Source organism: Sphingobium sp. PNB, assembly GCF_019873065.1.
Lineage (GTDB): Bacteria > Pseudomonadota > Alphaproteobacteria > Sphingomonadales > Sphingomonadaceae > Sphingobium > Sphingobium fuliginis.
Map to the genome: position 1 here is coordinate 1 of NZ_JAINEZ010000030.1, position 19,733 is coordinate 19,733.

General features: G+C 63.1%; 25 protein-coding genes and 3 pseudogenes. 15 read left to right on the forward strand and 13 right to left on the reverse strand.

Annotated features, from left to right (window positions below):
- Positions 1 to 81: 81 nt before the first annotated feature.
- The 4 genes from K7W03_RS11940 to K7W03_RS11955 all read right to left on the reverse strand — a co-directional run bounded on the left by K7W03_RS11940 (position 82) and on the right by K7W03_RS11955 (position 4,798).
- Positions 82 to 747, reverse strand: coding sequence for a peptidylprolyl isomerase (locus K7W03_RS11940; RefSeq protein WP_065846325.1), 666 nt, complete (start codon positions 745 to 747; stop codon positions 82 to 84).
- 162 nt (positions 748 to 909) lie between these two features.
- Positions 910 to 2,484, reverse strand: a complete 1,575-nt coding sequence (locus tag K7W03_RS11945) for a sensor histidine kinase (RefSeq protein WP_226870091.1) — start codon at positions 2,482 to 2,484, stop codon at positions 910 to 912.
- The gene (locus K7W03_RS11950) at positions 2,481 to 3,191 is read right to left on the reverse strand and encodes a response regulator transcription factor (protein WP_048575622.1); all 711 of its coding nucleotides are present in this window, start codon (positions 3,189 to 3,191) and stop codon (positions 2,481 to 2,483) included. Before K7W03_RS11950 ends, K7W03_RS11945 begins: the two co-directional genes overlap by 4 nt.
- Positions 3,192 to 3,202: 11 nt before the next feature.
- Positions 3,203 to 4,798 carry a DUF4153 domain-containing protein gene (locus K7W03_RS11955; protein WP_222886420.1) on the reverse strand — a complete coding sequence of 532 codons (1,596 nt, stop codon included), beginning with the start codon at positions 4,796 to 4,798 and terminating at the stop codon, positions 3,203 to 3,205.
- A 254-nt stretch (positions 4,799 to 5,052) separates the two neighbouring features.
- On the opposite strand from K7W03_RS11955, the gene K7W03_RS11960 reads away from it, so the two are divergent.
- Positions 5,053 to 6,582, forward strand: coding sequence for a vWA domain-containing protein (locus tag K7W03_RS11960; protein ID WP_065846327.1), 1,530 nt, complete (start codon positions 5,053 to 5,055; stop codon positions 6,580 to 6,582).
- Positions 6,583 to 6,621: 39 nt separating this feature from the next.
- On the opposite strand, the gene K7W03_RS11965 is transcribed toward K7W03_RS11960, so the two are convergent.
- Both K7W03_RS11965 and K7W03_RS11970 read right to left on the reverse strand, forming a co-directional pair.
- Positions 6,622 to 7,401: an SDR family oxidoreductase gene (locus K7W03_RS11965; RefSeq protein WP_048575607.1), complete on the reverse strand. Its 780-nt coding sequence runs from the start codon at positions 7,399 to 7,401 to the stop codon at positions 6,622 to 6,624.
- Between the two features lie 61 nt (positions 7,402 to 7,462).
- The gene (locus K7W03_RS11970) at positions 7,463 to 7,792 is read right to left on the reverse strand and encodes a nuclear transport factor 2 family protein (protein WP_048575606.1); all 330 of its coding nucleotides are present in this window, start codon (positions 7,790 to 7,792) and stop codon (positions 7,463 to 7,465) included.
- A gap of 140 nt (positions 7,793 to 7,932) precedes the next feature.
- On the opposite strand from K7W03_RS11970, the gene K7W03_RS11975 reads away from it, so the two are divergent.
- Both K7W03_RS11975 and K7W03_RS11980 read left to right on the forward strand, forming a co-directional pair.
- Positions 7,933 to 8,853 (forward strand): LysR family transcriptional regulator, encoded by a 921-nt coding sequence (locus K7W03_RS11975; protein ID WP_065846328.1) that lies wholly within the window; start codon positions 7,933 to 7,935, stop codon positions 8,851 to 8,853.
- Between the two features lie 70 nt (positions 8,854 to 8,923).
- A complete protein-coding gene (locus K7W03_RS11980) occupies positions 8,924 to 9,301 on the forward strand; it encodes a Rap1a/Tai family immunity protein (RefSeq protein ID WP_226870093.1) in 378 nt (125 codons plus the stop codon).
- A 239-nt stretch (positions 9,302 to 9,540) separates the two neighbouring features.
- On the opposite strand, the gene K7W03_RS11985 is transcribed toward K7W03_RS11980, so the two are convergent.
- Entirely contained in the window at positions 9,541 to 9,762 is a 222-nt protein-coding gene (locus K7W03_RS11985) for a hypothetical protein (RefSeq protein WP_044660861.1), read from the reverse strand.
- Positions 9,763 to 9,884: 122 nt separating this feature from the next.
- Here K7W03_RS11985 and K7W03_RS11990 point away from each other — a divergent pair.
- Positions 9,885 to 10,136: pseudogene (locus tag K7W03_RS11990) on the forward strand (IS630 family transposase); the annotation flags it as partial.
- A 94-nt stretch (positions 10,137 to 10,230) separates the two neighbouring features.
- Here K7W03_RS11990 and K7W03_RS11995 read toward each other — a convergent pair.
- Together K7W03_RS11995 and K7W03_RS12000 are read right to left on the reverse strand one after the other, a co-directional pair.
- The gene (locus K7W03_RS11995) at positions 10,231 to 10,545 is read right to left on the reverse strand and encodes a type II toxin-antitoxin system RelE/ParE family toxin (RefSeq protein ID WP_044660859.1); all 315 of its coding nucleotides are present in this window, start codon (positions 10,543 to 10,545) and stop codon (positions 10,231 to 10,233) included.
- Between the two features lie 5 nt (positions 10,546 to 10,550).
- Positions 10,551 to 10,808 carry a type II toxin-antitoxin system ParD family antitoxin gene (locus K7W03_RS12000; protein ID WP_044660858.1) on the reverse strand — a complete coding sequence of 86 codons (258 nt, stop codon included), beginning with the start codon at positions 10,806 to 10,808 and terminating at the stop codon, positions 10,551 to 10,553.
- Between the two features lie 701 nt (positions 10,809 to 11,509).
- Between K7W03_RS12000 and K7W03_RS12005 the strand changes: the two genes are divergently transcribed.
- From K7W03_RS12005 to K7W03_RS27810, 4 genes and pseudogenes are all read left to right on the forward strand, one after another.
- Positions 11,510 to 11,752: an AbrB/MazE/SpoVT family DNA-binding domain-containing protein gene (locus K7W03_RS12005; RefSeq protein ID WP_082166021.1), complete on the forward strand. Its 243-nt coding sequence runs from the start codon at positions 11,510 to 11,512 to the stop codon at positions 11,750 to 11,752.
- Positions 11,752 to 12,084, forward strand: coding sequence for an endoribonuclease MazF (mazF, locus tag K7W03_RS12010; protein WP_044660856.1), 333 nt, complete (start codon positions 11,752 to 11,754; stop codon positions 12,082 to 12,084). The genes K7W03_RS12005 and mazF overlap by 1 nt, the downstream gene beginning before the upstream one ends.
- Before the next feature lie 274 nt (positions 12,085 to 12,358).
- A complete protein-coding gene (locus K7W03_RS12015) occupies positions 12,359 to 12,628 on the forward strand; it encodes a type II toxin-antitoxin system ParD family antitoxin (protein WP_044660855.1) in 270 nt (89 codons plus the stop codon).
- Positions 12,628 to 12,825 (forward strand): annotated as a pseudogene (locus K7W03_RS27810) (type II toxin-antitoxin system RelE/ParE family toxin); the annotation flags it as partial. The gene K7W03_RS12015 and the pseudogene K7W03_RS27810, both read left to right, overlap by 1 nt.
- A gap of 31 nt (positions 12,826 to 12,856) precedes the next feature.
- Here K7W03_RS27810 and K7W03_RS27815 read toward each other — a convergent pair.
- Positions 12,857 to 13,813 carry a DUF6880 family protein gene (locus K7W03_RS27815; RefSeq protein WP_052628150.1) on the reverse strand — a complete coding sequence of 319 codons (957 nt, stop codon included), beginning with the start codon at positions 13,811 to 13,813 and terminating at the stop codon, positions 12,857 to 12,859.
- A gap of 366 nt (positions 13,814 to 14,179) precedes the next feature.
- Between K7W03_RS27815 and K7W03_RS12025 the strand changes: the two genes are divergently transcribed.
- The 7 genes and pseudogenes from K7W03_RS12025 (at position 14,180) to K7W03_RS12055 (ending at position 16,787) form a co-directional block, all read left to right on the forward strand.
- Positions 14,180 to 14,338 carry a hypothetical protein gene (locus K7W03_RS12025; RefSeq protein WP_371873087.1) on the forward strand — a complete coding sequence of 53 codons (159 nt, stop codon included), beginning with the start codon at positions 14,180 to 14,182 and terminating at the stop codon, positions 14,336 to 14,338.
- 50 nt (positions 14,339 to 14,388) lie between these two features.
- Positions 14,389 to 15,218 (forward strand): annotated as a pseudogene (locus tag K7W03_RS28340) (TonB-dependent receptor domain-containing protein).
- 316 nt (positions 15,219 to 15,534) lie between these two features.
- Positions 15,535 to 15,678, forward strand: a complete 144-nt coding sequence (locus tag K7W03_RS12035; RefSeq protein WP_157009786.1) for a hypothetical protein — start codon at positions 15,535 to 15,537, stop codon at positions 15,676 to 15,678.
- Positions 15,679 to 15,721: 43 nt separating this feature from the next.
- Entirely contained in the window at positions 15,722 to 16,057 is a 336-nt protein-coding gene (locus K7W03_RS12040; RefSeq protein ID WP_226870094.1) for a hypothetical protein, read from the forward strand.
- On the forward strand, positions 16,054 to 16,320 hold the full coding sequence (locus K7W03_RS12045) for a hypothetical protein (protein ID WP_197565242.1): 267 nt from the start codon (positions 16,054 to 16,056) through the stop codon (positions 16,318 to 16,320). The genes K7W03_RS12040 and K7W03_RS12045 overlap by 4 nt, the downstream gene beginning before the upstream one ends.
- Positions 16,321 to 16,326: 6 nt before the next feature.
- Positions 16,327 to 16,641 (forward strand): hypothetical protein, encoded by a 315-nt coding sequence (locus K7W03_RS12050; protein ID WP_222886421.1) that lies wholly within the window; start codon positions 16,327 to 16,329, stop codon positions 16,639 to 16,641.
- Positions 16,620 to 16,787, forward strand: coding sequence for a hypothetical protein (locus tag K7W03_RS12055; protein ID WP_207212584.1), 168 nt, complete (start codon positions 16,620 to 16,622; stop codon positions 16,785 to 16,787). The genes K7W03_RS12050 and K7W03_RS12055 overlap by 22 nt, the downstream gene beginning before the upstream one ends.
- 240 nt (positions 16,788 to 17,027) lie before the next feature.
- On the opposite strand, the gene K7W03_RS12060 is transcribed toward K7W03_RS12055, so the two are convergent.
- From K7W03_RS12060 to K7W03_RS12070, 3 genes are read right to left on the reverse strand one after another with little or no spacing between them, the layout of a single operon-like run.
- On the reverse strand, positions 17,028 to 17,462 hold the full coding sequence (locus K7W03_RS12060; protein WP_044662922.1) for a hypothetical protein: 435 nt from the start codon (positions 17,460 to 17,462) through the stop codon (positions 17,028 to 17,030).
- 53 nt (positions 17,463 to 17,515) lie between these two features.
- Complete coding sequence (locus K7W03_RS12065; RefSeq protein WP_226870095.1) at positions 17,516 to 18,571, reverse strand: RraA family protein; 1,056 nt, start codon at positions 18,569 to 18,571, stop codon at positions 17,516 to 17,518.
- 1 nt (position 18,572) lies between these two features.
- Positions 18,573 to 19,535: a ThuA domain-containing protein gene (locus tag K7W03_RS12070; RefSeq protein ID WP_226870096.1), complete on the reverse strand. Its 963-nt coding sequence runs from the start codon at positions 19,533 to 19,535 to the stop codon at positions 18,573 to 18,575.
- Between the last annotated feature and the right edge of the window lie 198 nt (positions 19,536 to 19,733).

Here is a 19,733-nt window from a genome sequence, read left to right on the forward strand (position 1 = left end):
AAAGCTCGTCGTCACCGCGAACGCCATGCTCAAAGCCGATCGATGCTGGACGCAATCTCCAGCTTGATCATCACGGATACTCTAAATCTTCCGCTTGAGGCCTAGCAGCCATGGCTTCACCCTGCGGGTCGGATGCGGCTTGCCGTCGAGCCGCTTCGCACGGATGATCCTGACCGGCTTGACGATCATCTGACCGCGCATCGGGCCCGATCCGCAGCAGGTCGGCACGGCGAGGATGCGCTTCACCACATCCATGCCCGCGACGACATGGCCGAAGGCGGCATAGCCGATATAATCGCCCCGCGCGTCCATGTTCGGCGTCGGCCCTATGGTGATGAAGAAATTGCCCATCGCGGAATTGGCGCGGTCGGGCCGCGCCATGGACAGCGTTGCGTCCAGATGCCTGATCCCCGTCCGCGTCGTCGGCTCATGGCGGATCGGCGGCAGCGAACGGCGCGCATCGGTATCGATGCCGCCCTGGATCAGCCCCAGCTTCGGATCGCTCTTGCGCCGCGCCGCGCGATAGAAGGTGACGCCGTCGAACCGACCGTCATCGACATAGGTCAGGAAATTGGCGGAGGTTATCGGTGCCCGGCGATCGTCCGTCGCCACGATGATGGTGCCGAGCGAGGTTTCGATCGCCACGCGGGTGTGGCCCGGTTTCGGCGCGCTGGCAGGCAAGGCGAGGACGGAGCATGGCAGAAGGGCAATCAGCGGAACGACATAACGCAAGGCAGCAGGAGGCATCGGCAACAGGCACGCTTTCAGGGATTGATGTTCCGCCCCAGGCTAGAGCGCCGGCATGCGCGGCGCAACCGGGCGACGTCGGGGGGGGAGGGAGGAGGCATCGTCCATCGAGATGAGGGCACATGCGCGGCATGGGCGGCGTTGCGCCTTCATGCATGCGGTCTATGGCGCGATTGCGATCACGAGTCTGAAGCGAGCGCCCTGTTCCGAAGGAAGCAGGTGAAGCTCGCCATGATAGGCGTCGAGCAGCGACCGGGCTATGGCGAGGCCAAGGCCCGTTCCGCCGTCTTCCCTCTTGCTGGTGAAGAACAGGTCGAAGATGCGCTGCCGGTCCCCCGGCGGAATGCCGGGGCCGTTGTCGGCAAAGTCGATCCATGCCAGGCGATCCTGCAAGGCGACCACGATGTCCAGCCGCGATGCGCCCGCCTGCCGCGCATTTTCCGCTATCGTCGTCAGCACGGCTTCCAATGCGGCTGCATCCACGATCAGCGGGGGGAAGACCTCGGGCAGATGCAGATCGATGACGAAATCCTCCGCCGTCAGCGCATCCGCCACCGACACCAGCAGCGGCGCGGCGTCCGTGCGCGCGTCGCTTTCGCCCACCAGCACGTCGGCGCGCGCCAGTTCGATCAGCCGCCGGACAAGGCGGGACAGCCGCTGGGCGTCGGCCGCCATATTGGTGAGGAACCGTTGCCGGTCGGCCGCCGCCATGTCCGCCCCATGATCCTGCAACAGTTCGATCGCGCCGGAAATGCCGGCCAGCGGCGTCTTGAATTCATGGCTGACCGAAGAGGCGAAGTCGCGCAGATAGCGGGAACGCTTTTCCAAGCTCTCCGCCATCTGCTCGAAATCCCGATAGAGCGCCCTGATTTCGACCACCTGCAGCGAGGGGTGACGCGGCGCGACCCGGCGGCCCAGCGCCAGGTCGCGGGTGGCGCGGCTCAGGCTTTCGATCGGGCGGACGATGGCGCGCGACAATATGGCCGACAGCAGCACCAGCAGCAGGAAGATCGCCACCACGCCCAGGGCGATCTTGCCGCGATCCTCGTACAGCCCCAGGAACAGCGCACGCGGCGAACGCGACACCAGCAGCACGCCCATCGGCTTTCCGTCGACGCGGATGGGCCGGGCATGATGCAGGCGGATGCTTGCCGCCCGGCTCAGCCATTCCAGCGGATAACGGGTGGCCGTCCCTTCATTTTCCCGCAGCACCGTTACGGCCCTGCCGCCCAGCGCCGCCCTGATCTCTGGCAGCGCGGCGAGACTCCGTCCGCCTTCCCGACCGTTCAGCACCACGCCGCGCCGGTCGAGCATCAGGATCGAAGACAGCGTCGTGACCTTGGTTTCGGCAAAGGCGGGCATCATCCGCCGCGCAAGCGCCAGGGCGCCGCCGTCCGGCCGGTCCCGCGTCGGGGCTGCACGGGGACGCGGCGGCAGGATGGGGGAGGAGCGCAGGTCCACCTCCGTCATCCGGTCATGATAGCGCACGGGCGTGGCGGGCTGGGCGGGATCGGCGGCCATGCCCCTGCCCACCACCGCCGCGCTCGCCGCCAGCGCCGCGCCCTGCGCCACAAGCTCGGCCTCCGTCCGGCGAACAAGCGCATTTTCATAGACCCGCAGGAAGATCGCCCCGAAACCCGGCAGCGCCGCCACGAACAGCAGGGTGCCCAGCAGGATCGTGCGCAAACGCAGCACAGGCCAATGCCGGGCTATCCACCCCTTCAGCCCTGCGATCATGCAGGCGGCGCCGTCCCGCTGCACCCGCCCAGCCGATAGCCGATGCCGGCCCGCGTCTCGATGATGTCGAAGCCGCCGACATCCGCGAATTTACGCCGCAGGTTGCGGATATGACTGTCCACCGTCCGGTCGGTCAGCGCAAAGCCCGGCCCGCGAAACCGGTCGATGATCTGGTCGCGGGAAAAGATGCGCGATGGCATGGCCAGCAGGGTGCGCAATATGGTGAACTCCGTCACGGTCAGGCTGACCTCCTCCGCCCCCCAATGCGCCGACCAGCTTTCCGTGTCGAGGGCGAGCCGCCCATGCCGGATCGTGCCGATCGCCTCCACCGCCGGCGGCCGGGCGGATGTGCGGCGCAGGATCGCCATGGATCGCGCCACCACTTCCCGAGGGGAAAAGGGCTTCACCACATAATCGTCGCCGCCAAGCTCTATGCCCAGCACCCGGTCGATCTCGTCATCGCGGGAGGAGAGGAAGAAGATCGGAACGTCATTATGCGCCCTCAGCCTGCGGCAGACCTCCAACCCATCCATGCGCGGCATGTTGATGTCGAGGATGACGAGGTCCGGCGCGTGCCGTTCGACCTCGGCCAGTGCGGCCTCGCCGTCGCTTGCCTCGATCGTCTCCAGCCCCGCCTTGCCGAAGGCGAAGACGAGCAACTGGCGGATATGGGGATCGTCGTCGACGATCAGGATCGTGCTGGGCATGGGGCATAGGATCATTTCCCCGTCTCCGCTGTCAACGCAGGAACCGCATCGGGGGCCACATGGCTGACCGGCAAGGGCGGCGGGACCAGCCTGCCGGCGCAGTCCCTGGGTCCCGATTTCAGGGGCGCGGGTGCGGTATCCGCCGCAATCGCCCGCGCCTGCTCCAGCCGTCCTTGCCCGGCCCAGGTCCAGCGCTGATCCAGTTCCGCCTCCAGCCTGGCGTGAAGCCGCAGCCTCACCGCCTGCACCCGCTCCCGGAATTCCGGCTGCAAACCGGGTCGCCGTTCCAGCGAGAGCAGGGGCAGGAGGGCCGAGTCCCCAAGCTCGCCCAGATAGCAGAGGTCGAGCGCCACGCCGCGTCCGCCGACCTCCCGCGCATGGCGCACATTCCATTCGGCCGCCACCGCCCCCAGATCGACGAAGCAGATGACGGTCAATAGCAGCCCCGCCGCCGCCAGATTGGCGTTGATCAGCCAGGACGCGCTCCGCTCCCGCAGCAGCCTCCAGCAGATCGCGGCCAGCCCGAAGCCGACCAGGGCCATCCAGACCAGCGCGGCGATCCGCAGGCGGGTAAGGGAATAGGCTTCGATATAATCCGCCGTGCGCAACATGGACGAGGCGACCAGGAAGACATTCTGCCCGATCCACAGCATCACCAGTCGCCGGATCGTCCCCAGGCGCGCGGTTTCCGATCCCGGCCGCAGCGTCACCAGCACGAACAGCGCGGCCAGCAATGCGGTCGCGATCAGCGGATAGGCGCCCCGATGGGCATAGTCCGCCATGGTCATGCCGCCGGGCATCGGCGCCCAGCCCCAGAGCCAGGCGATGTCCATCAGGTTCTGAAGCGCGAAGATCAGGTTGAAGACGACCAGCGACAGCGTCACCGAAGCGACCGACACGCCGGGCAGATGCCGGTCGTGCCTGCCGTCGAATGTCGGCAGCAGGCGCAGCGCCAGGCGCGGCCGCAGCAGGCCCCAGATCGCCGCGAACAGCAGCCCCCAGAAGGCCAGCCGCACGATCAGTTCGGGCGACGGTTCCGGCAGCAGCAGCGAGGAGAAGAATTGCTCGATCAGCGGATTGGCGGCTGAAAAGAGCGTCAGGATCACAACGCTGCCCATCAGCGGCAAAGCCAATGTGCCGAGCGCCGCGTGCAGGCTCCAGCGCCCGGTCCGCCCCGCCGCGCGCAGCTTCAACAGGCGCTTCAGATCGATCAACGGCCCGAATGGCGCCCGCAGCCCCAGCCAGATCAGCCGCTGGAACCAGCGCCATCCATCATCGAAGCGCGCCGTCGCCGGGATCAGCGCGGCCATGCCGGCCGCTACCCAGAACAGCGCCCAGGCCAGCAGGCTCGCATCATGGAGCAGGGCCAGCGCGAACAGCGCCGCCGCGGCCATTGCCAGCAAGGCCCTCCGGTCGCGCCGCAGCACGGGCCGCCCGGCCAGCAGCGCGCTCAGTACGGCCAGCGCGAACAGCCCCAGATAGCCGCCATGGAGATGCCGTTGGTAGAACAGCCAGTCCCCGATCCCGACGATCGTCAAGGCGACCGCCAGCTTCCAGCGAAAGCGCGCGAGCAAGGGCAAAGGCGGCGGCATGGCAGAGGAACCCATCAATCTATCTCCCTGAATGTCAGGGCAGAATGCGGCTTCCCGACGCAGACCGGTGCGTGCCGACGATCAATAATTGGCGCAGTTCCGGTGCAGAAAATGTGCACGGCGCAGCGGAAATGACGGATTTCCGCTGGAAAGGCCCGATGCTGGACGCCGGCGGTGCTGCACGCCGCGCCATTGCTCTCCACCCGTCGCTTGCTAGCGTCATTTCATCGCCCTTATTTTCTCTCTACCGAAGCAGTGGAGAAACGTGCATGCGCGCACATCTTGCAATCACCCTCGCTTTCCTTCCCGTTCTTGTCCTTTCCGGATGCGGTCAGGCGCCCGGCGGCTCCGTCTCCTATGAAGCGGTGAATGACGCCGCCCCGGGCGAAAATCGCGAGCGCTATGACGGCCATCCGGTCAGCCCGGTCCATCAGGTCGCGGCCGAGCCCGTCTCGACCTTCGCGGTCGATGTGGACACGGGCGCCTATGCCAATGTCCGCCGCATGCTGCTGGGTGGCCGGACCGTCCCTGCGGAGGCGGTGCGCACGGAGGAGATGATCAATTATTTCCGCTACGACTATCCGCTGCCCGACGATCCGTTCGTGCCCTTCAGCGTGACCACCGATCTTGCGACGACGCCTTGGAACCCCGGTACGCGGCTGCTGCGCATCGGCCTGCGCGGCTATGACGTGGCCCGGTCGCAACGGCCGCCCGCCAATCTGGTGTTCATGGTCGATGTGTCTGGATCGATGCAGGATGCCGACAAGCTGCCTCTGGTCAAGCAGGCGCTCTCCATGCTGGCCGACGCCCTGCGGCCCGACGACAGCATATCCATCGTCACCTATGCCGGCTTCGTCGAAACGCTGGTCGAGGGCAGCCATGACCCGGCGGAGATCAAGGCGGCGCTGGACGGGCTGGCCGCGAGCGGATCGACCGCGGGCGGCCCGGCGCTGGAGCGCGCCTATGACACGGCCCGCGCCCATTTCATCCCCGGCGGCATCAACCGCATCGTCATGGCGACGGATGGCGACTTCAATGTCGGCCTGTCCGATCGGGAAAGCCTGGAGGAGATGGTGAGGCGGAACCGGGAGGACGGCGTCACGCTCACCACCCTGGGCTTTGGCCAGGGCAATTACAACGACGCGATGATGGAGGCGGTGGCCGACCTCGGCAATGGCAACCATGCCTATATCGACAGCGCCATGGAGGCGCGGAAGGTGCTGGACGAGGAACTGTCCTCCACCCTCTTCACCATTGCCAGGGATGTGAAGGTGCAGGTGGAGTTCAACCCGGCGCTGGTCAGCCAGTATCGCCTGATCGGCTATGAGAATCGCGGCCTTGCCGAACAGGATTTTGCCGACGATCGCGTCGATGCGGGCGAGATCGGCGCCGGGCATCAGGTGACGGCGCTCTATGAGATCGTCCCGGCGGGCGAGGCGGGTTGGCTGGCTCCGCGCAGATATGCCGCCAATCGCGCCCCGGTCGTTCCGGCGGGGGACGGTGGAGAGATCGCGACGGTCCGCCTGCGCTACAAATTGCCTGAAGAGACGCGCAGCCGCCTGATCGAAAAGCCGGTTGCCTCCGCCCTCCTTGCCGAAGCGAGCATGCCGCGGCGCGACATGGCCTTTGCCGTGGCGGTCGCGGCCTTCGGACAGAAGCTGCGGGGGGACAGGCGGCTGGGCGACTTCGGCTATGCCGACATCGCCCGCCTGGCGGGCAGCCAGAATGACTATTGGCGGCAGGAATTCGTCCAGCTCGCCCGGCTTGCGGGCCATGACGCCGATCCATGGCTGAGGTGAACCCGGGGCGGGACCGGCCGTCCTGCGGCGGGACAGGGGTCACACGGTCGGCACCGTCCCGCCGTCGATGACATATTCGACCCCGGTGATGGCCCCCGCGCGATCCGACGCCAGGAAGGCGATGAGGTTGGCGACTTCTTCCGGCCTTGCCGGCCTGCCCATCGGTATTCCGCCCAGGGAGTCCATGATGATCTTCTTGCCCCGGTCGATGTCGCCGCCGTGTTCCGCCGCCAATCGGCGGGCCAGTTCGATGGAGGCTTCCGTTTCGATCCAGCCGGGCGAGACGCGCACGACCCGGACCCCGCTGGGCGCCACTTCCTTAGAGAGGCTCTTGCTGTAGGTGGACAGGGCTGCCTTGGCCGCCGCGTAAGCTGTCGTGGCTTCCGGCAGGGGCAGCTCCCGCTGGATGGAGGTCACATGGATGACCACGCCATGGCCCCGCGACACCATGTCCGGCACCAGTTCCCGGTCCAGCCGGACGGCGGGCAGCAGGTTGAGATCCAGTTCCTTGCGCCATTGGTCGTCGCTAAGCGCGGAAAAACCGCCTGCCGGAGAGGAGGAGCCGCCCAGCATGTGGACGATGATGTCCACGCCGCCCAGCCGGTCCTTCACCGCTTCCGCCAGTTCCGCGCAGCCCACGGCCGTGCTCAGATCGGCGGCGACGAAACGCGCATCCGGCATGTCGGCCGGGCGCGTCCGGGCGGTGGTCAGAACATCCGCGCCAAGGGTCTGGAAGAGGCTGACCGTAGCCGCCCCCGTTCCCCGCGTGCCCGATGTGATCAGCGCCCGCTTGCCCCGGAGGGTGAGAAACGGCGTCATGCGCCGAACTTCCGATGCGCCGCCGTCGACCCGATCAGCGGCCGGTCATGACGATCGGCCCTCATGGCACGATCTCCAGCTCAGCGATCTTCCCGCCTTCCAGCATGAAGAAATAGCGCAGGTCCAACGGACTGCCGGGGAAATCGCCTGCCAGATGGCAGGCCACGACAATGCGGTCACCCTCTTTCGCGAGGGAGAAGGGTTCGGCCGTATAATTATATTTTCTGGAGGACTCCGCTTTCCAGTGCCCGATTTTTGCTCGGCCCCGGTAGATATTGCCTTCATCCCTCACCACCGCTGTCTCGGTGAAACAGCGTGATACGCTGCCCGCGTCCTCGGCGCGGTCGGCTTCGAAATAGTCAACTATAGCCTTTGGCAGATCGATAGCCACGTCTCTTCTCCTTCCATTTCCGACAGCCGGGGATGCGTGCGTCGATCCCTGTCCGGCTCGATCGTCGCATCAATTTAGGGGTGGATATGCTGCGCGATAATCGGGATAAAGGGGGATACGGCATCCCGAAAAGCAGGACAATGGCAAGACATAGCCTGATCGAACTCGATTCCGTCATCGCCATCATGCGCAAGGGCTCTTTCCGCGCTGCGGCGATCGAGCTTGGCATGTCGACCACCGCGCTCAGCAATGCGGTGGGCAAGCTGGAGCACCAACTTGGCGTGCGCCTGTTCAATCGCACCACCCGCAGCGTTTCCTTGACCGATGCCGGTCGGCATTTCGTCGGCAAGGTCGGTCCCGCGCTCCAGGACATTCACGAGGCGATGGACGCTGCCCGGTCGCAGCAGGAGACGCCTTCGGGGACATTGCGCATCAATGCGTTCGCAACCGCTGCGCGGGAAATCCTTGCGCAACTCGTCCTCCCCTTTCTGCGGCGCTATCCGCAGGTTCATGTCGACCTGGTTACCGAAGGCCGGCTCGTGGATATCGTGGCTGACGGTTTCGACATCGGCATCCGCCACGTCGACCTGGTTCCCAGCGACATGATTGCAGTCCCCCTTGGCCGCTGTCGGCGCTACGCCGTCGTCGCTTCGCCCGCCTATTTCGGGCAGCGTGACAAGCCGCAGGTGCCGCCGGACCTTCTGACCCACCCATGCATTCGTGTCAGGCTGCCGAATGGAGCCCTTTACCGCTGGCAGTTCGAAAAGGATGGCCGGCAGGCTCAAATCGATGTCGACGGGCCGATCACACTGGATGAGGCCAGTCTTGCGCGCATTGCCGTCCTGGACGGTTTCGGCATAGGCTTCTTCATGGAATCCGATATTCAGGAAGACGTGGCCGCAGGACGTCTCGTTCGCGTTCTGGAAGACTGGACACCACCGCTTTCATCACTATGCCTCTATTATCCAAGCCGGCGAAATCCGTCCGCGGCGTTCAGGGCCTTCCTCGATCACGCCCGCGATTTTGCGGCATCGACGGTCGCGACGCGGGAAACCGGTTAGCAGCAGCGGAAGTTTGCCGTTGGAGGGCTGTATAGTTCTGCGATCCTTTATCGTGCTTTTGAGAGTGTAGATGATGAAATCTGGCAAACCGGCTTATCTGCTGCTGGCGGTTGCGGCGGGGACTTGCTCTCCAGCGGCGCTGGCCGGCTTCTACACCGGGGAAGAGCTTTACGAGCTTTGCTCCACTCCGCGCAGCAGCAATGATTATCTGGAGAAGACCTATGAGTGCATCGCCTATATCACCGGCGCCGTCGATGCATTCAATACGACGCGGGAGGTCAATAAACTGAAAAGTTGCATTCCGGCCGATGTGACGATCAGCCAGCTGAGGAATGTGACGGTGGATTATCTGCGCGACAATCCGGAAGAACGCAGCGCTTCGGCATCCAGGACCGTATTCGCTGCGACGCGAAAGGTCTGGCCATGCCCCAGGACAAGGAAGCGCTGACCCCGGCGGGCTACGTGCATCGGATCGGGCGTGATGGGGAAGGCCTGATGGGGCGGCGCTCGACATTCCCAACCCTGCTGACCAAGGCAATGTCATATATGATCTGAAGCGAACCTGCCGGTCATCCATTGGTCAACAAGCCTAATAGTTGGCTGAGAAATAGCAATTTGATGGAAAGCGAAGCCTGGAAGTAACTATGCGGCCTTGGGGGAAGCCGCACATTGAGGTTGAGATTGCTATTAGCCGCTAGCAGAATGCAACTCGCGTTGACGCGCCATAATGTCGAGGATCTGTTGCCGATCCTTGTCATTCCACTGCTGACGCTGCCGTCGATGGCGATCCTCATCCATTCTGGCCGCATTGATCTGGCCCCTTTCGCCCTCAGCGCATCGCTGCTGATGACGATCGGACAGATGGGTTTCTTTGTCGCGGGTGAAGTCGTCTCCGTTGATCGTCGCCAACAGTTGCTGGATATCATCGTCGCCAGTCCGGTATCCTATGCCGTTATTTTGCTTGGGCGGGTGGGCGTGCTCACCGCGCTCGGCATACTGGGATTTGAGGAGGGGTGGATAATCGCCTGGGGTATCTGTCGCCGCCCAACCGTGCACTCGTTCTCAGCGTCGACGAGAAGTCCCAGATCCAGGCGCTCGACCGCGAGCAGCCGGTTCTGCCGATGATGCCCGGCGTACCTGAGCGCCGCACCCACAGCTACGTTCGGCACGGCACGACCTCGTTGTTCGCCGCGCTCGACATCGCCTCAGGCTTCGTGATCGGCAAATGCTACAAGCGCCACCGGGCAACCGAATTCCTCGACTTCCTCAAGCAGATCGACGCGCGGGTCAGCCATCTTGCCCTGCGGTGCAGCGGACCGACGGTTTAGGCTGCTGTCATCGGAAGATCTCTGAAAGCCAACTCAACACGGCTAGGGATCAATTCGGCACATCCTCTCGGAAACGCTCGATCTGATGCATGCGCTCGTGCAAAATGGTGACAATACCAACGGCACCATCGGACAAGATACGCCAATAGACATAATGATGCTCATACCGGCAATAGAAGCCTTCGACGCCGAGTCCCCGGGGGATATCCCGCCAAGCAATGCGGCGTTCGGCAATATCTTCAAAGCGAACAAAAAGGCAGCGAATATAACGGTCGGCCTGATCCTGTCCCCATTGCTCGCGTGTATAGTTGTAAATGTCATCTATCCGGCGGCCGGCGGCGTGCTGCACGCGATAACTGATCATGAGACTTAGTTGCGAGCGTTACGGGCAATAATTGCGTCGGCATCAAGCGGCAGATATTCGTTCTCTGATACGGCAAATGCGGCGGTCAACTCGGCCTTTAAGAGCGCCAACCGTTCGCTCTCGACCCGTTCCTTGTCACGCCGAATCAGGTCTCGAACATACTCGCTCACATTTTCATAGGCCCCCGCCTCCCCGACGTTAGCGGACACAAAATCGCTGAGAGAGCCGCTGACGCGGACATTCAAAGTTATAGATTTCGACATAAGACCAGTCCCCTGTCCACAAGATAAGGAATAATGAGGACGGAAGCAAGGGCATACGTCAGCAGCAGTACGGGCAGCGCCGGTGACGACCCTTGCACTAACCCGCTCTACGGGAGGGTCGCTTGGGGCGCGTTAGTGCGGTAAATATGGGCCTTTAGCGGGCGAGGTTGCCCACTGAGGTTGGAAGTTTCTTCAGCGAAGAGGAACTTGCCGTGACTGTCTCGATCAACACCGCCCCGATCAGCCTACTGCGTCAACGGATGTAGCACGACATGATGATGCGCGGTCTCGGTCCCCACACCCAGAAGGATTATGTGCGCCATGTGAAGCGTCTGGCTGCCTTTCTCGGCCGCCCTCCCGACACGGCGACGCCTCGTCCGGCCGCACATGACGCTTGGTCGCCATGAAGCTGTGCACGGTTGCCGCCATTGGTCCGTCGCCTCGTCGTCGTGGGCTGGACGAATGCGGTCGAGACGGCGTGGCAGAAGGTCAGCGGAACTTATTCGCTCTGCTTTGACTGGGATTTCGCGCCCAACTGGGTGATCGAAAACATCGACTGGTCAGATCCGGCAAATCCGTATCGGTTGCCGACGACATCGGCACCAACTTGTGCACACCCCATACACCGAAAGTCGATACAATGTTGATACATGTTCGTGTTATGATAATGTATTATCAATATCGATACGGTGGAGATGGTTATGCGTGTGCGAGTGAAAAAGTGGGGTAATAGTGCTTCGGTCAGGATTCCTTCCTCGATTATGGCCGCGGCTGCGCTGCATATCGATCAGGAGGTGGATGTCAGGGAAGAAGAGGGCCGGGTCATCATCGAGCCGATCACCGCACCTGCCTTCACTCTTGAGGGGTTGCTGGCGGGCATGAAGCCTGAAAACTTTCCTGAAAACGTCGATTTCGGTCCGCCTGTCGGCAATGAGCTTTGGTAATGGCCAAATATGTCCCCGACATGGGCGATATCGTCTGGCTAAACTTTGATCCCCAGGCTGGACATGAACAGGCTGGTCATCGACCTGCCCTTGTCCTGTCACCGGCAGCCTATAATCGCGTGCGCGGGATGATGATTTGTTGTCCTATGACGAGCAAAATCAAAGGCTATCCCTTTGAGGTGTTAATCAGCCAGAACCTGCCAAGTGCTGTATTGGCAGATCAGCTCAAAAGTGTTGACTGGATGACACGGAAGGCGACCAAAAAAGGAACAGTATCGCAAGCGGCGCTGCTGGAAGTTCAGGCAAAAATCCGTGCTCTGTTGGCGATTTAACCTATATCTCGTCAGGCGATTTTTCTGCCCCATGGGCAGCGTTCCCCGGCAAAAAATCTCGCGGGCGATCCGCTGGAAAGGATGGCGGCATGCCGACCTGCCTCGTGCGTGCATGATGAAGGCAGTCCGTCTGCCTCGACGTTTTTCGGCGTGGTCAGCGGAGGCGATCACTCTTTGCCCGGTTACCAGGCGCAAACGCCGCAGTCTTCGTCAATCTGTGTCTTGCATGCTACTATCATAAAGTGATATTCATCATCGACAGAGGAGTTTGGCCATGCCTTCCAGTTTCACCCTGGGGCCGCATTTCGAGGGCTTCATCAAGCAGCAGGTGAACAGCGGCCGCTACGCGTCTGCCAGCGAGGTCGTTCGCGACAGCCTCCGGCTGCTCGAAGAGCAGGACGCCATCCGCCAGGCTCGGCTTGACGCGCTCCGTGCCGAGATCGAACGGGGCGCTGCCAGCGGCCCGGGCATTCCCGCCAGTGAGGCTTTCGCGAACGCCCGGCAGCGGATCGCGAATATGGCCGCCGGCGCTACCGATAGTTGATGGGTCTCGAATTTTCGCCGGCTGCTGCTGCTGATCTTGTCGCGATCGCCACCTTTACCGCGCGCGACAATGTTCTTCTGGCCGTCACCTTCGTTGATGAACTCGAAGGGGCTTGTGCGAAGATCGCCGACTTCCCCCGGTCCGGCGTTGCCCGGCCTGAGATTCGTGCCGGGCTCCGGTCCAAGCCGCACGGCAGCTATGTTATATTCTACAGCGTTTTGGTTTCGGTCATCCGCATTGAGCGCATTCTGCATGGCCCAGCGCATCGAGCGCCGCGATCCGTACCCGATCCCAGTTTGGCCAATGACCACCTTTACGCCGTATTGCTTCGGCCGCGTCGAGCGCGGCTATCGCCTCCGCCGCGCGGCCCGCAGCCAGCAGGCGCTCGGCAATGGCTGCGGCTATCGCGGGATTATGGCGCTGGTCGGCCGGACATTGCGCGATGAAGGCATCGACATCGCCCAGCGCATCGGCAATGTCGACCAGCGCCTGGCGGACAAGCCGCTCATGCCGCCGGGCTTCCATCTCATCCTCGTAGAAAACGCCGCCTGAGCCAAAGCCGATGACGCGCCGTTCGCCCTGGGGCGGCCGCTGCTGTACTTCGCGCGCCATGGCCTCGAATTTGCGCCTGAGGGATTTCAATCCTGCTTCGCCAAGCGGCTCCGTCATCAGGGTGACGAGGCCGTGGAACTGGCCATGGTCATTGTCGCAGACGCTGTCGAACACCCGGTCGACAAGCTGGTCAGTGGGCAGGCGGGCCGCAGCGGCCAGCGCGCCAAGAACAGAGAGTGCCGTTGCAAACACGGTGCCCAGCGTACCATGGCTGTCGTCGCACCAGCTGAGCACCGGACGGGCCAGCGCGATCAGCTTCCAGAGCAGCTCGAACGCCGTTGCCGGATCGGTGGGCGCGATATGCTCCATGATCGCGCGCCGCTGCGCCTCGATATCCCGGGCGAGGGGCTTCACCTTGTTCCAGTCGACAAAGGCCTCCGCCTTGGCGATGGTGGCGAGGCGCTTGGCGACCTCTCCAGCGACATCGCCGCTGCCGTTTGCGCTGGCAAGCTCCAGGCGCAGGCGCCGCTTGGTCTGGGCATCCACCGCCACGAGCTCCAGCAGTAATTGCGCCAGCCGATTGGCGCCCAGCGTCTCGAGATTGGCCTGGTTGAGGGTTTTGGAAGAAGCCATGGAATCTGTCTGTCGTCAGATGGTGCAGGGCGTCAAGGGTGGAACGGTGTGGGGTTTGAGGCTGGGTGACTGCCCGCGCATGCGCGGGCAACGGGCTGACGGGCTGGCGCCCCGAGTCCCGCTGCTCGGGTCTCGGCCCTCGCGGGCGTTCATCCCTGCCGTGGTGGCGTGTGGGGAGGGGGGGAAGACATCGCGCGGCTGTCAGTGGGCGATACACGCGCGCGAATGGGGACCTTGGTCTGGAGAGGTCGTGCCGATGCGGAGGCGGACGCGTCCAGCCGCGCCGCCGGGATCAGACAAGAGAGGGATCTCAGATTTTTGTCGCCGAAAAATGGGTTTCGAGCGACAGAATGAAAGGTCAAGTCAATGAACATCGTTGAAGTTCGTGAAATCAACGGTCGCCTCGAAGGCCGCATCGCCACCCGCACGATCGATCTCCCCCGGAGCGGGCTGCGCAAGGTCGAGAGCATGAATCCCAGGGCGCCCGCCTATGAAGTCATCGCCCTCAGATCGGCAAGACCGTAACGTATAATTATTCAGCCTATCTCCAGGCCAATTATCGCCTGACCGACCGGCTGACGCTGACCGCCGGCGGGCGCTATATCAGCATCCGGCGCGCATTCGATTTTCAGGGCGTCAACTATGACCTGGACGGCCATCCGATCGATCCGACGTTCTATCCGCAGGTGAAGACAGGCGGCGCGATCCCCGCGCTGGGCGTCACTGTCGCCGCGACGCAGGTAAATTTCGACAATAGCGGCGTGCTCAACAAGAAGACCTGGCATGCGTTCACGCCGAAGGCAGGCATTTCCTACCAGGCAACGCCGACGATCTTCCTGTTCGCCAACTATGCCAAGGGTTTCGACGCGGGCGGCTTTACCGCGCGCTTAACCTTGCCACCGCGCTGCCCTATGATCCTGAGACGGTCAATGCGTTCGAGATCGGCTTCAAGACAGACTGGTTCGATCGCCGGCTGAGGGTCAACGCTACAGGTTTCTATAACGACTATAAGGATCTGCAGACAGCGGTGTCGGCGTTCAGTCCGATCTCCGGCACTTATGTCAGCACGCGCGGCAATGCGCCGTCAGCGCACACGCAGGGCTTCGAACTGGAAACCTCGGCAGAGCCGACCAACAATCTGTCGCTGGCTTTCAATGTCACCTATCTGACAACCGAATATGACGATTATTCGGCGCCGGCGCTGGCACCGTTCCCGCCTATAACTATACGGGCAAGCAATTTCCCGGTCAGCCGAAATGGCAATATTTCGCGTCCGCCGACTGTTCGATCCCGATTGAGGGGCTGGGCGCGATCAAGTTCGGCGGCAGCGTCAACTGGCAGACCGGCTATTTCTCCGACCAGCTCAACAATCCCCAATATCGGATCGGTTCGAAGCATTTCGTAAATGCCTTCATCGGTTTCCAGACTGCTGACAAGCGGTGGGATTTCACGCTGACGGCGCGCAACATCGGCAATGAATTTTATTATTCTACGCTCACGCCGATCGGCACGGCCATCAAGGCCGGGCCCTATGCGGGCACCTTGCTGCTGCAAGGCGCTCAGAACCCGCCGCGCACCATCTTCTTCAAGGTCGGCTTCAAATATTGATCCTTTCCGCCCGCGGCCACAAGCGGCTCTTGCGTGGCCGCGGGCGACCTGCGCTCCTCGTGATCCCTCAGTCCCCGCCATGAAAGAAACATTCCTGTCGGGGCCGGGCGCACATGGCGATCAAGCTGGGACAGGCCATGTTCGAGACTTGGGTGATACACCCCGCGACGCACGTTACCCTCCATGAGGCGGCGCGCGAGCTTTCGCGTGAGGACGATCCGATGGATTTCCTGGCGATCATGACGGCTGGAACTTGATCTGCGGAAGAGCTATATCGGGCTTATGGCAAAGCGGAGCAAAATGGCTTCGGCGAGCATGCGCGACGGAAAGACCGGGATTATCATCGGGCCTGCGGGCTCGAAGCGCACGCGGACGGTCACCACCAAACTGGGTAATGTGACCGTCAGTGCCCAGAAGCCGTCGGCCGCGCTCGTCAAGGATAATGTCAAGCGCAGCTCCCAGGCGTTGGAGCGTGCCGCGGCTCGTATCGTGCGGGGCGGGGTGGCTATTCCTCAGCGCAAGAATGTGCCGCTCTATTCGGTTGATGAAGATAATCCCAAGATCGTCATCCGTAAGCTCAACGGACAGGTGAGTCGCGGCCAGCTTGTCGACGGCAAGTTTCAAGAATTTGCGTGACGGCGCTCAAGGGCGCGGTAGACCAGATACTTTCCGCACAGGTCAGGACCGACAAGCCGCTCGCGATCATTCTGGCCGGTCATAACGGGTCGGGCGAATCGACGATGTGGCGTAAGATTCTTGCGCAAAAGCTCCAGCTGCCGTTGCTGAACGCGGATCGCATGATGCTTTCGATTCTGCCGGAAGCCCAGGGGGACGGATCGCTTGTGGACTGGGCGCAGGAATTGCGCGACACAAACCTCGGCTGGATGCAGGTGGCGTAAAATGGCGTGAATACGTTCGCCGCCCATGCCATGGCCGCGAAGGTGCCATTCGCAACCGAAACCGTCTCCAGCCATTGGGAAGAGCGGCCTGACGGCACGGCTGCCTCGAAACTCGACACGATAACCGATCTTCGGGCGGCGGGTTATTTCGTCCTGCTATTTTTCGTCGGTCTTTCGAACGCCGATCTGTCCATATTGCGCGTCAGCCAGCGCGTGCTTGAACATGGCCACGGCGTCGACACCGGCAAACTCGTCTGCGGTTTCCCAGGACGCAGAAGGCCATATCGCACGCGCTGGGCGTGGCCGACGCCTCCATATTGACGGACAACAGCCGTGACGAAAAGCGGGCCTTCACCGTGTGCCGGGTCCAGCTTGGCGGCGAAGCGCTTTATGACCTGCGGGATGGCGCGGACAAGGTCCCACTGGCCATCACCGAGTGGCTCGACGTCGTAAGCCCGCTCGCCTGATGAAGGGGCAGTTGATCGGGAACGGCTGTTGATATTTGCATGCGAATAGTTGGGACAGGCAGGTCAAAGCCTGCCGCATTCGCAACCTGTCCGTGTCTACGCGCAAGTGGGCTATGGTGACGACTTCGGTTCAATAAGCTGAATTCGAGGAAAATGTCCCACCGATCGCCGCCTGAATCTCAGCGCGGCCGGACCTTGCAATCCGGTCGCGCTGAGGCCGGTACTGTCCGCCGGCTGCGGTCAGTCGACGAAGATGGCCTGGAACACGATCTTGTCGTCGCGCACGATGAAGGCGTCCTTGCCCGAGACCTGCTGGGGCTGCCCCTTGAACTGGACCCAATGCAGGATGACGCTGTCCGGGCCGGCCGGTTCGATGGTCGTTTCCATCGCCTTGATGCCGGGATGATGATCCTTGTCGGTCAGCGTCGTGAAAACGCGCCGCGCCTGCGCCTGACCCGAATAGATGCCCGGCCCCTTGGCCGGCGCCTGATCCGCGACCAGCCCCTGGGGAGTCACGACGACGGTGTCCGCGGAGTAATCGTCCATGATCGGCTGCAACTTGCCGGCTTTCATGCTCTCGACATGACGGGCGACCACTTCGGCGGGTGTGGCGGCTTGGGCGGCCCCGGCCAGGCAGAGACTTAGGAGGGTGGCGAAGGGGAGGCGGAAGTCCATGTTGGCGGGGCCTTTCTCAAGCATTTCGGGGGGAAGGGTGGGTTGCGGGCCGGTCATCCCTCATAGGGGATGCCCGCTTCATGATCGCGGATGATCTGCCTTACGGCGTCGGGCTTCACGGGCAGCTTGTTCTGATTGGCCTGGAGCCAGGCGAAGAAGTCCGCCTCGATCGCGTCGGTCCAGCGGGTGTCGATCTGGCCGGCGGTATATCTGCCCTCGCGCAGGCGCATATGGCCGAACATGTCGCGCAGCCGCGTATTCTCCGACAGCTTCACCACCTTTTCGGCCAGTTGCGGCGGGATGAACAGCACGCCGCCGTCCCGGCCCAGCACGACATCGCCGGGCATGGCGGTCGCCTTGCCGATGCGGATCGGACCGTTGATGCCCACCATCGTCGAATTGAGCCGCGCGCCCGTCGCCATGGCGCCGAAATGATGCGACGGATCGTAGGAGCGGACGAAGGAAACGAAATTCGGCAGTTCCCTGAGGCCGTTGATGTCGCGCACCGCCCCGTCATAGACGACCCCGTTGCCGCTGCGGGCGTAGATGGCGTTGCCGACATTGTCGCCGATCGATGGGCCGTCCTGCTTCAGCCCGAAATGGTCGCTGACATAGACGTCGCCCTTTTGCAGCATGTCGACCGGCCAGGCGTTCATGGCGCCCTTGCGTCCGTCGTCGGCGCCCTGCTTTTCCAGCACGGTCTGGATGTCCGGGCGGCCGGGCAGCCATTGGGAGGTCAGCGCCCGACCGACCAGCACCTTGTCGGGGAAGATGGACAGCCAGCCATCCTCATATTGATGGTTGAAGCCGGCGCTGCGCAGCGTCGCCCAGGCTTCCTCCAGAGTGACTTCCCGCATCCGCTCCAGAATGTCGTCGGGGACCTTCGGCCGTCCGTCCGGAAAGCGTTCGCCGGTCCAGGCCGGCGTATGCCGGATCACCTGTTCGCGCGTGAAGAAGCCGTCCTCGGCCAGCGCGTGCTGCGGCAGCAGCATGGCCGCGAAGGCGAGGGCGGCGCCCATCAGCCGCCGGTCAAATCCCATGGCTCGGTCTCTCCCCATCCAGTGCGTGGCGCAGCGCCGATCCGCGCAGCGGCCGGTCGGATCTTCCATTCTAGAATTCCGGCGGCATCTGGTCGTTCGCGCCGCCGCGCGGCACCTCGACCCCTGCGGCCCACAGTATTCCATTCACCAGGAACCGGCGTTGCTGCGGATAGAGGTGCATGTTGTCATGGAAGTCGTTGCCGCCCCACACGACCGAACGTCCGCCGTCGGGCCGCTCATAGGCCCAGGCGACCGGACCGCCGGTGCCATTGGCCGCCTGTGACGGCCGGGCGGTGAGCAACGGCGTGCGGCGGGGATTGTCGGGCAGGAAATAGCGCGCGTACATTTCCTCCCGCGGCGTCCAGGGCTTGACCCCGCGCAGGATCGGATGCTTGCCGGGGATCGGCCTGATCGCCCATGTGTCGACGGGATTGTGCGAGACATAGGGAATCCAGACGCCGCCCAGCCAATCGTTCAGATAGAGGCGGCCTGCCCGGTTATCGACGAACATCGTATAATGATAGACGACCAGCCCCGTCTTCCTGCGCTTCAGAAGCGCGTCGAAATCCTTGAGCGCGGCACTGGTCTCGGCATTATAGCCCAGACCGTCCGTTTCGGCATATTGCTGGAAGATCGCCCCGGTTTCGCGCTTCAGCCAGTCGCCATTGCCGTCGATCACGATGGCGTCGGCCGCCTCCAGCATTGCCCGATCCCGCGGCTTTTCTCCGACGACGACCTGCGTCTTCACCTCCCGCGCCGCGCCGGAATGTTCGAGCAGCCAGGCCAGTTCGCGCAGGTCCTTCTCATATTCATGGCGGCCGGGCGCGCCATGCTGCTTCGGTCCCGCGAACAGCAGGATGCGCACGGGCGGCAAGGGCGCCGTTCCGGCCGGCATCGGCAAGAGGAAAGCGACCGCCATCGCCGCCAGCGCCGCACCCGCCGGGCGCGGGGCACGGGAATGGCTTCGCTTCCTGCCCGGCGGAGCAGCCATATTGCGGACCTTGCGGGCCCAGCTTGTGAACGTCCCTTTCAACTCATCCTCACCAGCAAAGATTCGTATCGCGACTCTCTCGGTCGATCCTATCCTATATGATCTGCCACAAACTGGTGGACATACCAAGACCCCGCCGCATATTTCCTGCGATCATGTCTTGGCGTTGTTCGGGGAGTGTTGGTGCACGCGCGTCTGCCACTGGCTGAGACAGAGCAGATCATGCCGCTTCTACCGGCC

Excerpts from the sequence above, each read along its gene's own strand:
- K7W03_RS11940 (WP_065846325.1), bottom strand. The coding sequence starts at position 747 with ATGCCTCCTGCTGCCTTGCGTTATGTCGTTCCGCTGATTGCCCTTCTG.
- K7W03_RS11945 (WP_226870091.1), bottom strand. The coding sequence starts at position 2,484 with ATGATCGCAGGGCTGAAGGGGTGGATAGCCCGGCATTGGCCTGTGCTG.
- K7W03_RS11950 (WP_048575622.1), bottom strand. The coding sequence starts at position 3,191 with ATGCCCAGCACGATCCTGATCGTCGACGACGATCCCCATATCCGCCAG.
- K7W03_RS11955 (WP_222886420.1), bottom strand. The coding sequence starts at position 4,798 with ATGGGTTCCTCTGCCATGCCGCCGCCTTTGCCCTTGCTCGCGCGCTTT.
- K7W03_RS11960 (WP_065846327.1), top strand. The coding sequence starts at position 5,053 with ATGCGCGCACATCTTGCAATCACCCTCGCTTTCCTTCCCGTTCTTGTC.
- K7W03_RS11965 (WP_048575607.1), bottom strand. The coding sequence starts at position 7,401 with ATGACGCCGTTTCTCACCCTCCGGGGCAAGCGGGCGCTGATCACATCG.
- K7W03_RS11975 (WP_065846328.1), top strand. The coding sequence starts at position 7,933 with ATGGCAAGACATAGCCTGATCGAACTCGATTCCGTCATCGCCATCATG.
- K7W03_RS11980 (WP_226870093.1), top strand. The coding sequence starts at position 8,924 with ATGATGAAATCTGGCAAACCGGCTTATCTGCTGCTGGCGGTTGCGGCG.
- K7W03_RS11995 (WP_044660859.1), bottom strand. The coding sequence starts at position 10,545 with ATGATCAGTTATCGCGTGCAGCACGCCGCCGGCCGCCGGATAGATGAC.
- K7W03_RS12000 (WP_044660858.1), bottom strand. The coding sequence starts at position 10,808 with ATGTCGAAATCTATAACTTTGAATGTCCGCGTCAGCGGCTCTCTCAGC.
- K7W03_RS12005 (WP_082166021.1), top strand. The coding sequence starts at position 11,510 with ATGCGTGTGCGAGTGAAAAAGTGGGGTAATAGTGCTTCGGTCAGGATT.
- mazF (WP_044660856.1), top strand. The coding sequence starts at position 11,752 with ATGGCCAAATATGTCCCCGACATGGGCGATATCGTCTGGCTAAACTTT.
- K7W03_RS12015 (WP_044660855.1), top strand. The coding sequence starts at position 12,359 with ATGCCTTCCAGTTTCACCCTGGGGCCGCATTTCGAGGGCTTCATCAAG.
- K7W03_RS27815 (WP_052628150.1), bottom strand. The coding sequence starts at position 13,813 with ATGGCTTCTTCCAAAACCCTCAACCAGGCCAATCTCGAGACGCTGGGC.
- K7W03_RS12025 (WP_371873087.1), top strand. The coding sequence starts at position 14,180 with ATGAACATCGTTGAAGTTCGTGAAATCAACGGTCGCCTCGAAGGCCGC.
- K7W03_RS12035 (WP_157009786.1), top strand. The coding sequence starts at position 15,535 with ATGGCGATCAAGCTGGGACAGGCCATGTTCGAGACTTGGGTGATACAC.
- K7W03_RS12040 (WP_226870094.1), top strand. The coding sequence starts at position 15,722 with ATGGCTTCGGCGAGCATGCGCGACGGAAAGACCGGGATTATCATCGGG.
- K7W03_RS12060 (WP_044662922.1), bottom strand. The coding sequence starts at position 17,462 with ATGGACTTCCGCCTCCCCTTCGCCACCCTCCTAAGTCTCTGCCTGGCC.
- K7W03_RS12065 (WP_226870095.1), bottom strand. The coding sequence starts at position 18,571 with ATGGAAGATCCGACCGGCCGCTGCGCGGATCGGCGCTGCGCCACGCAC.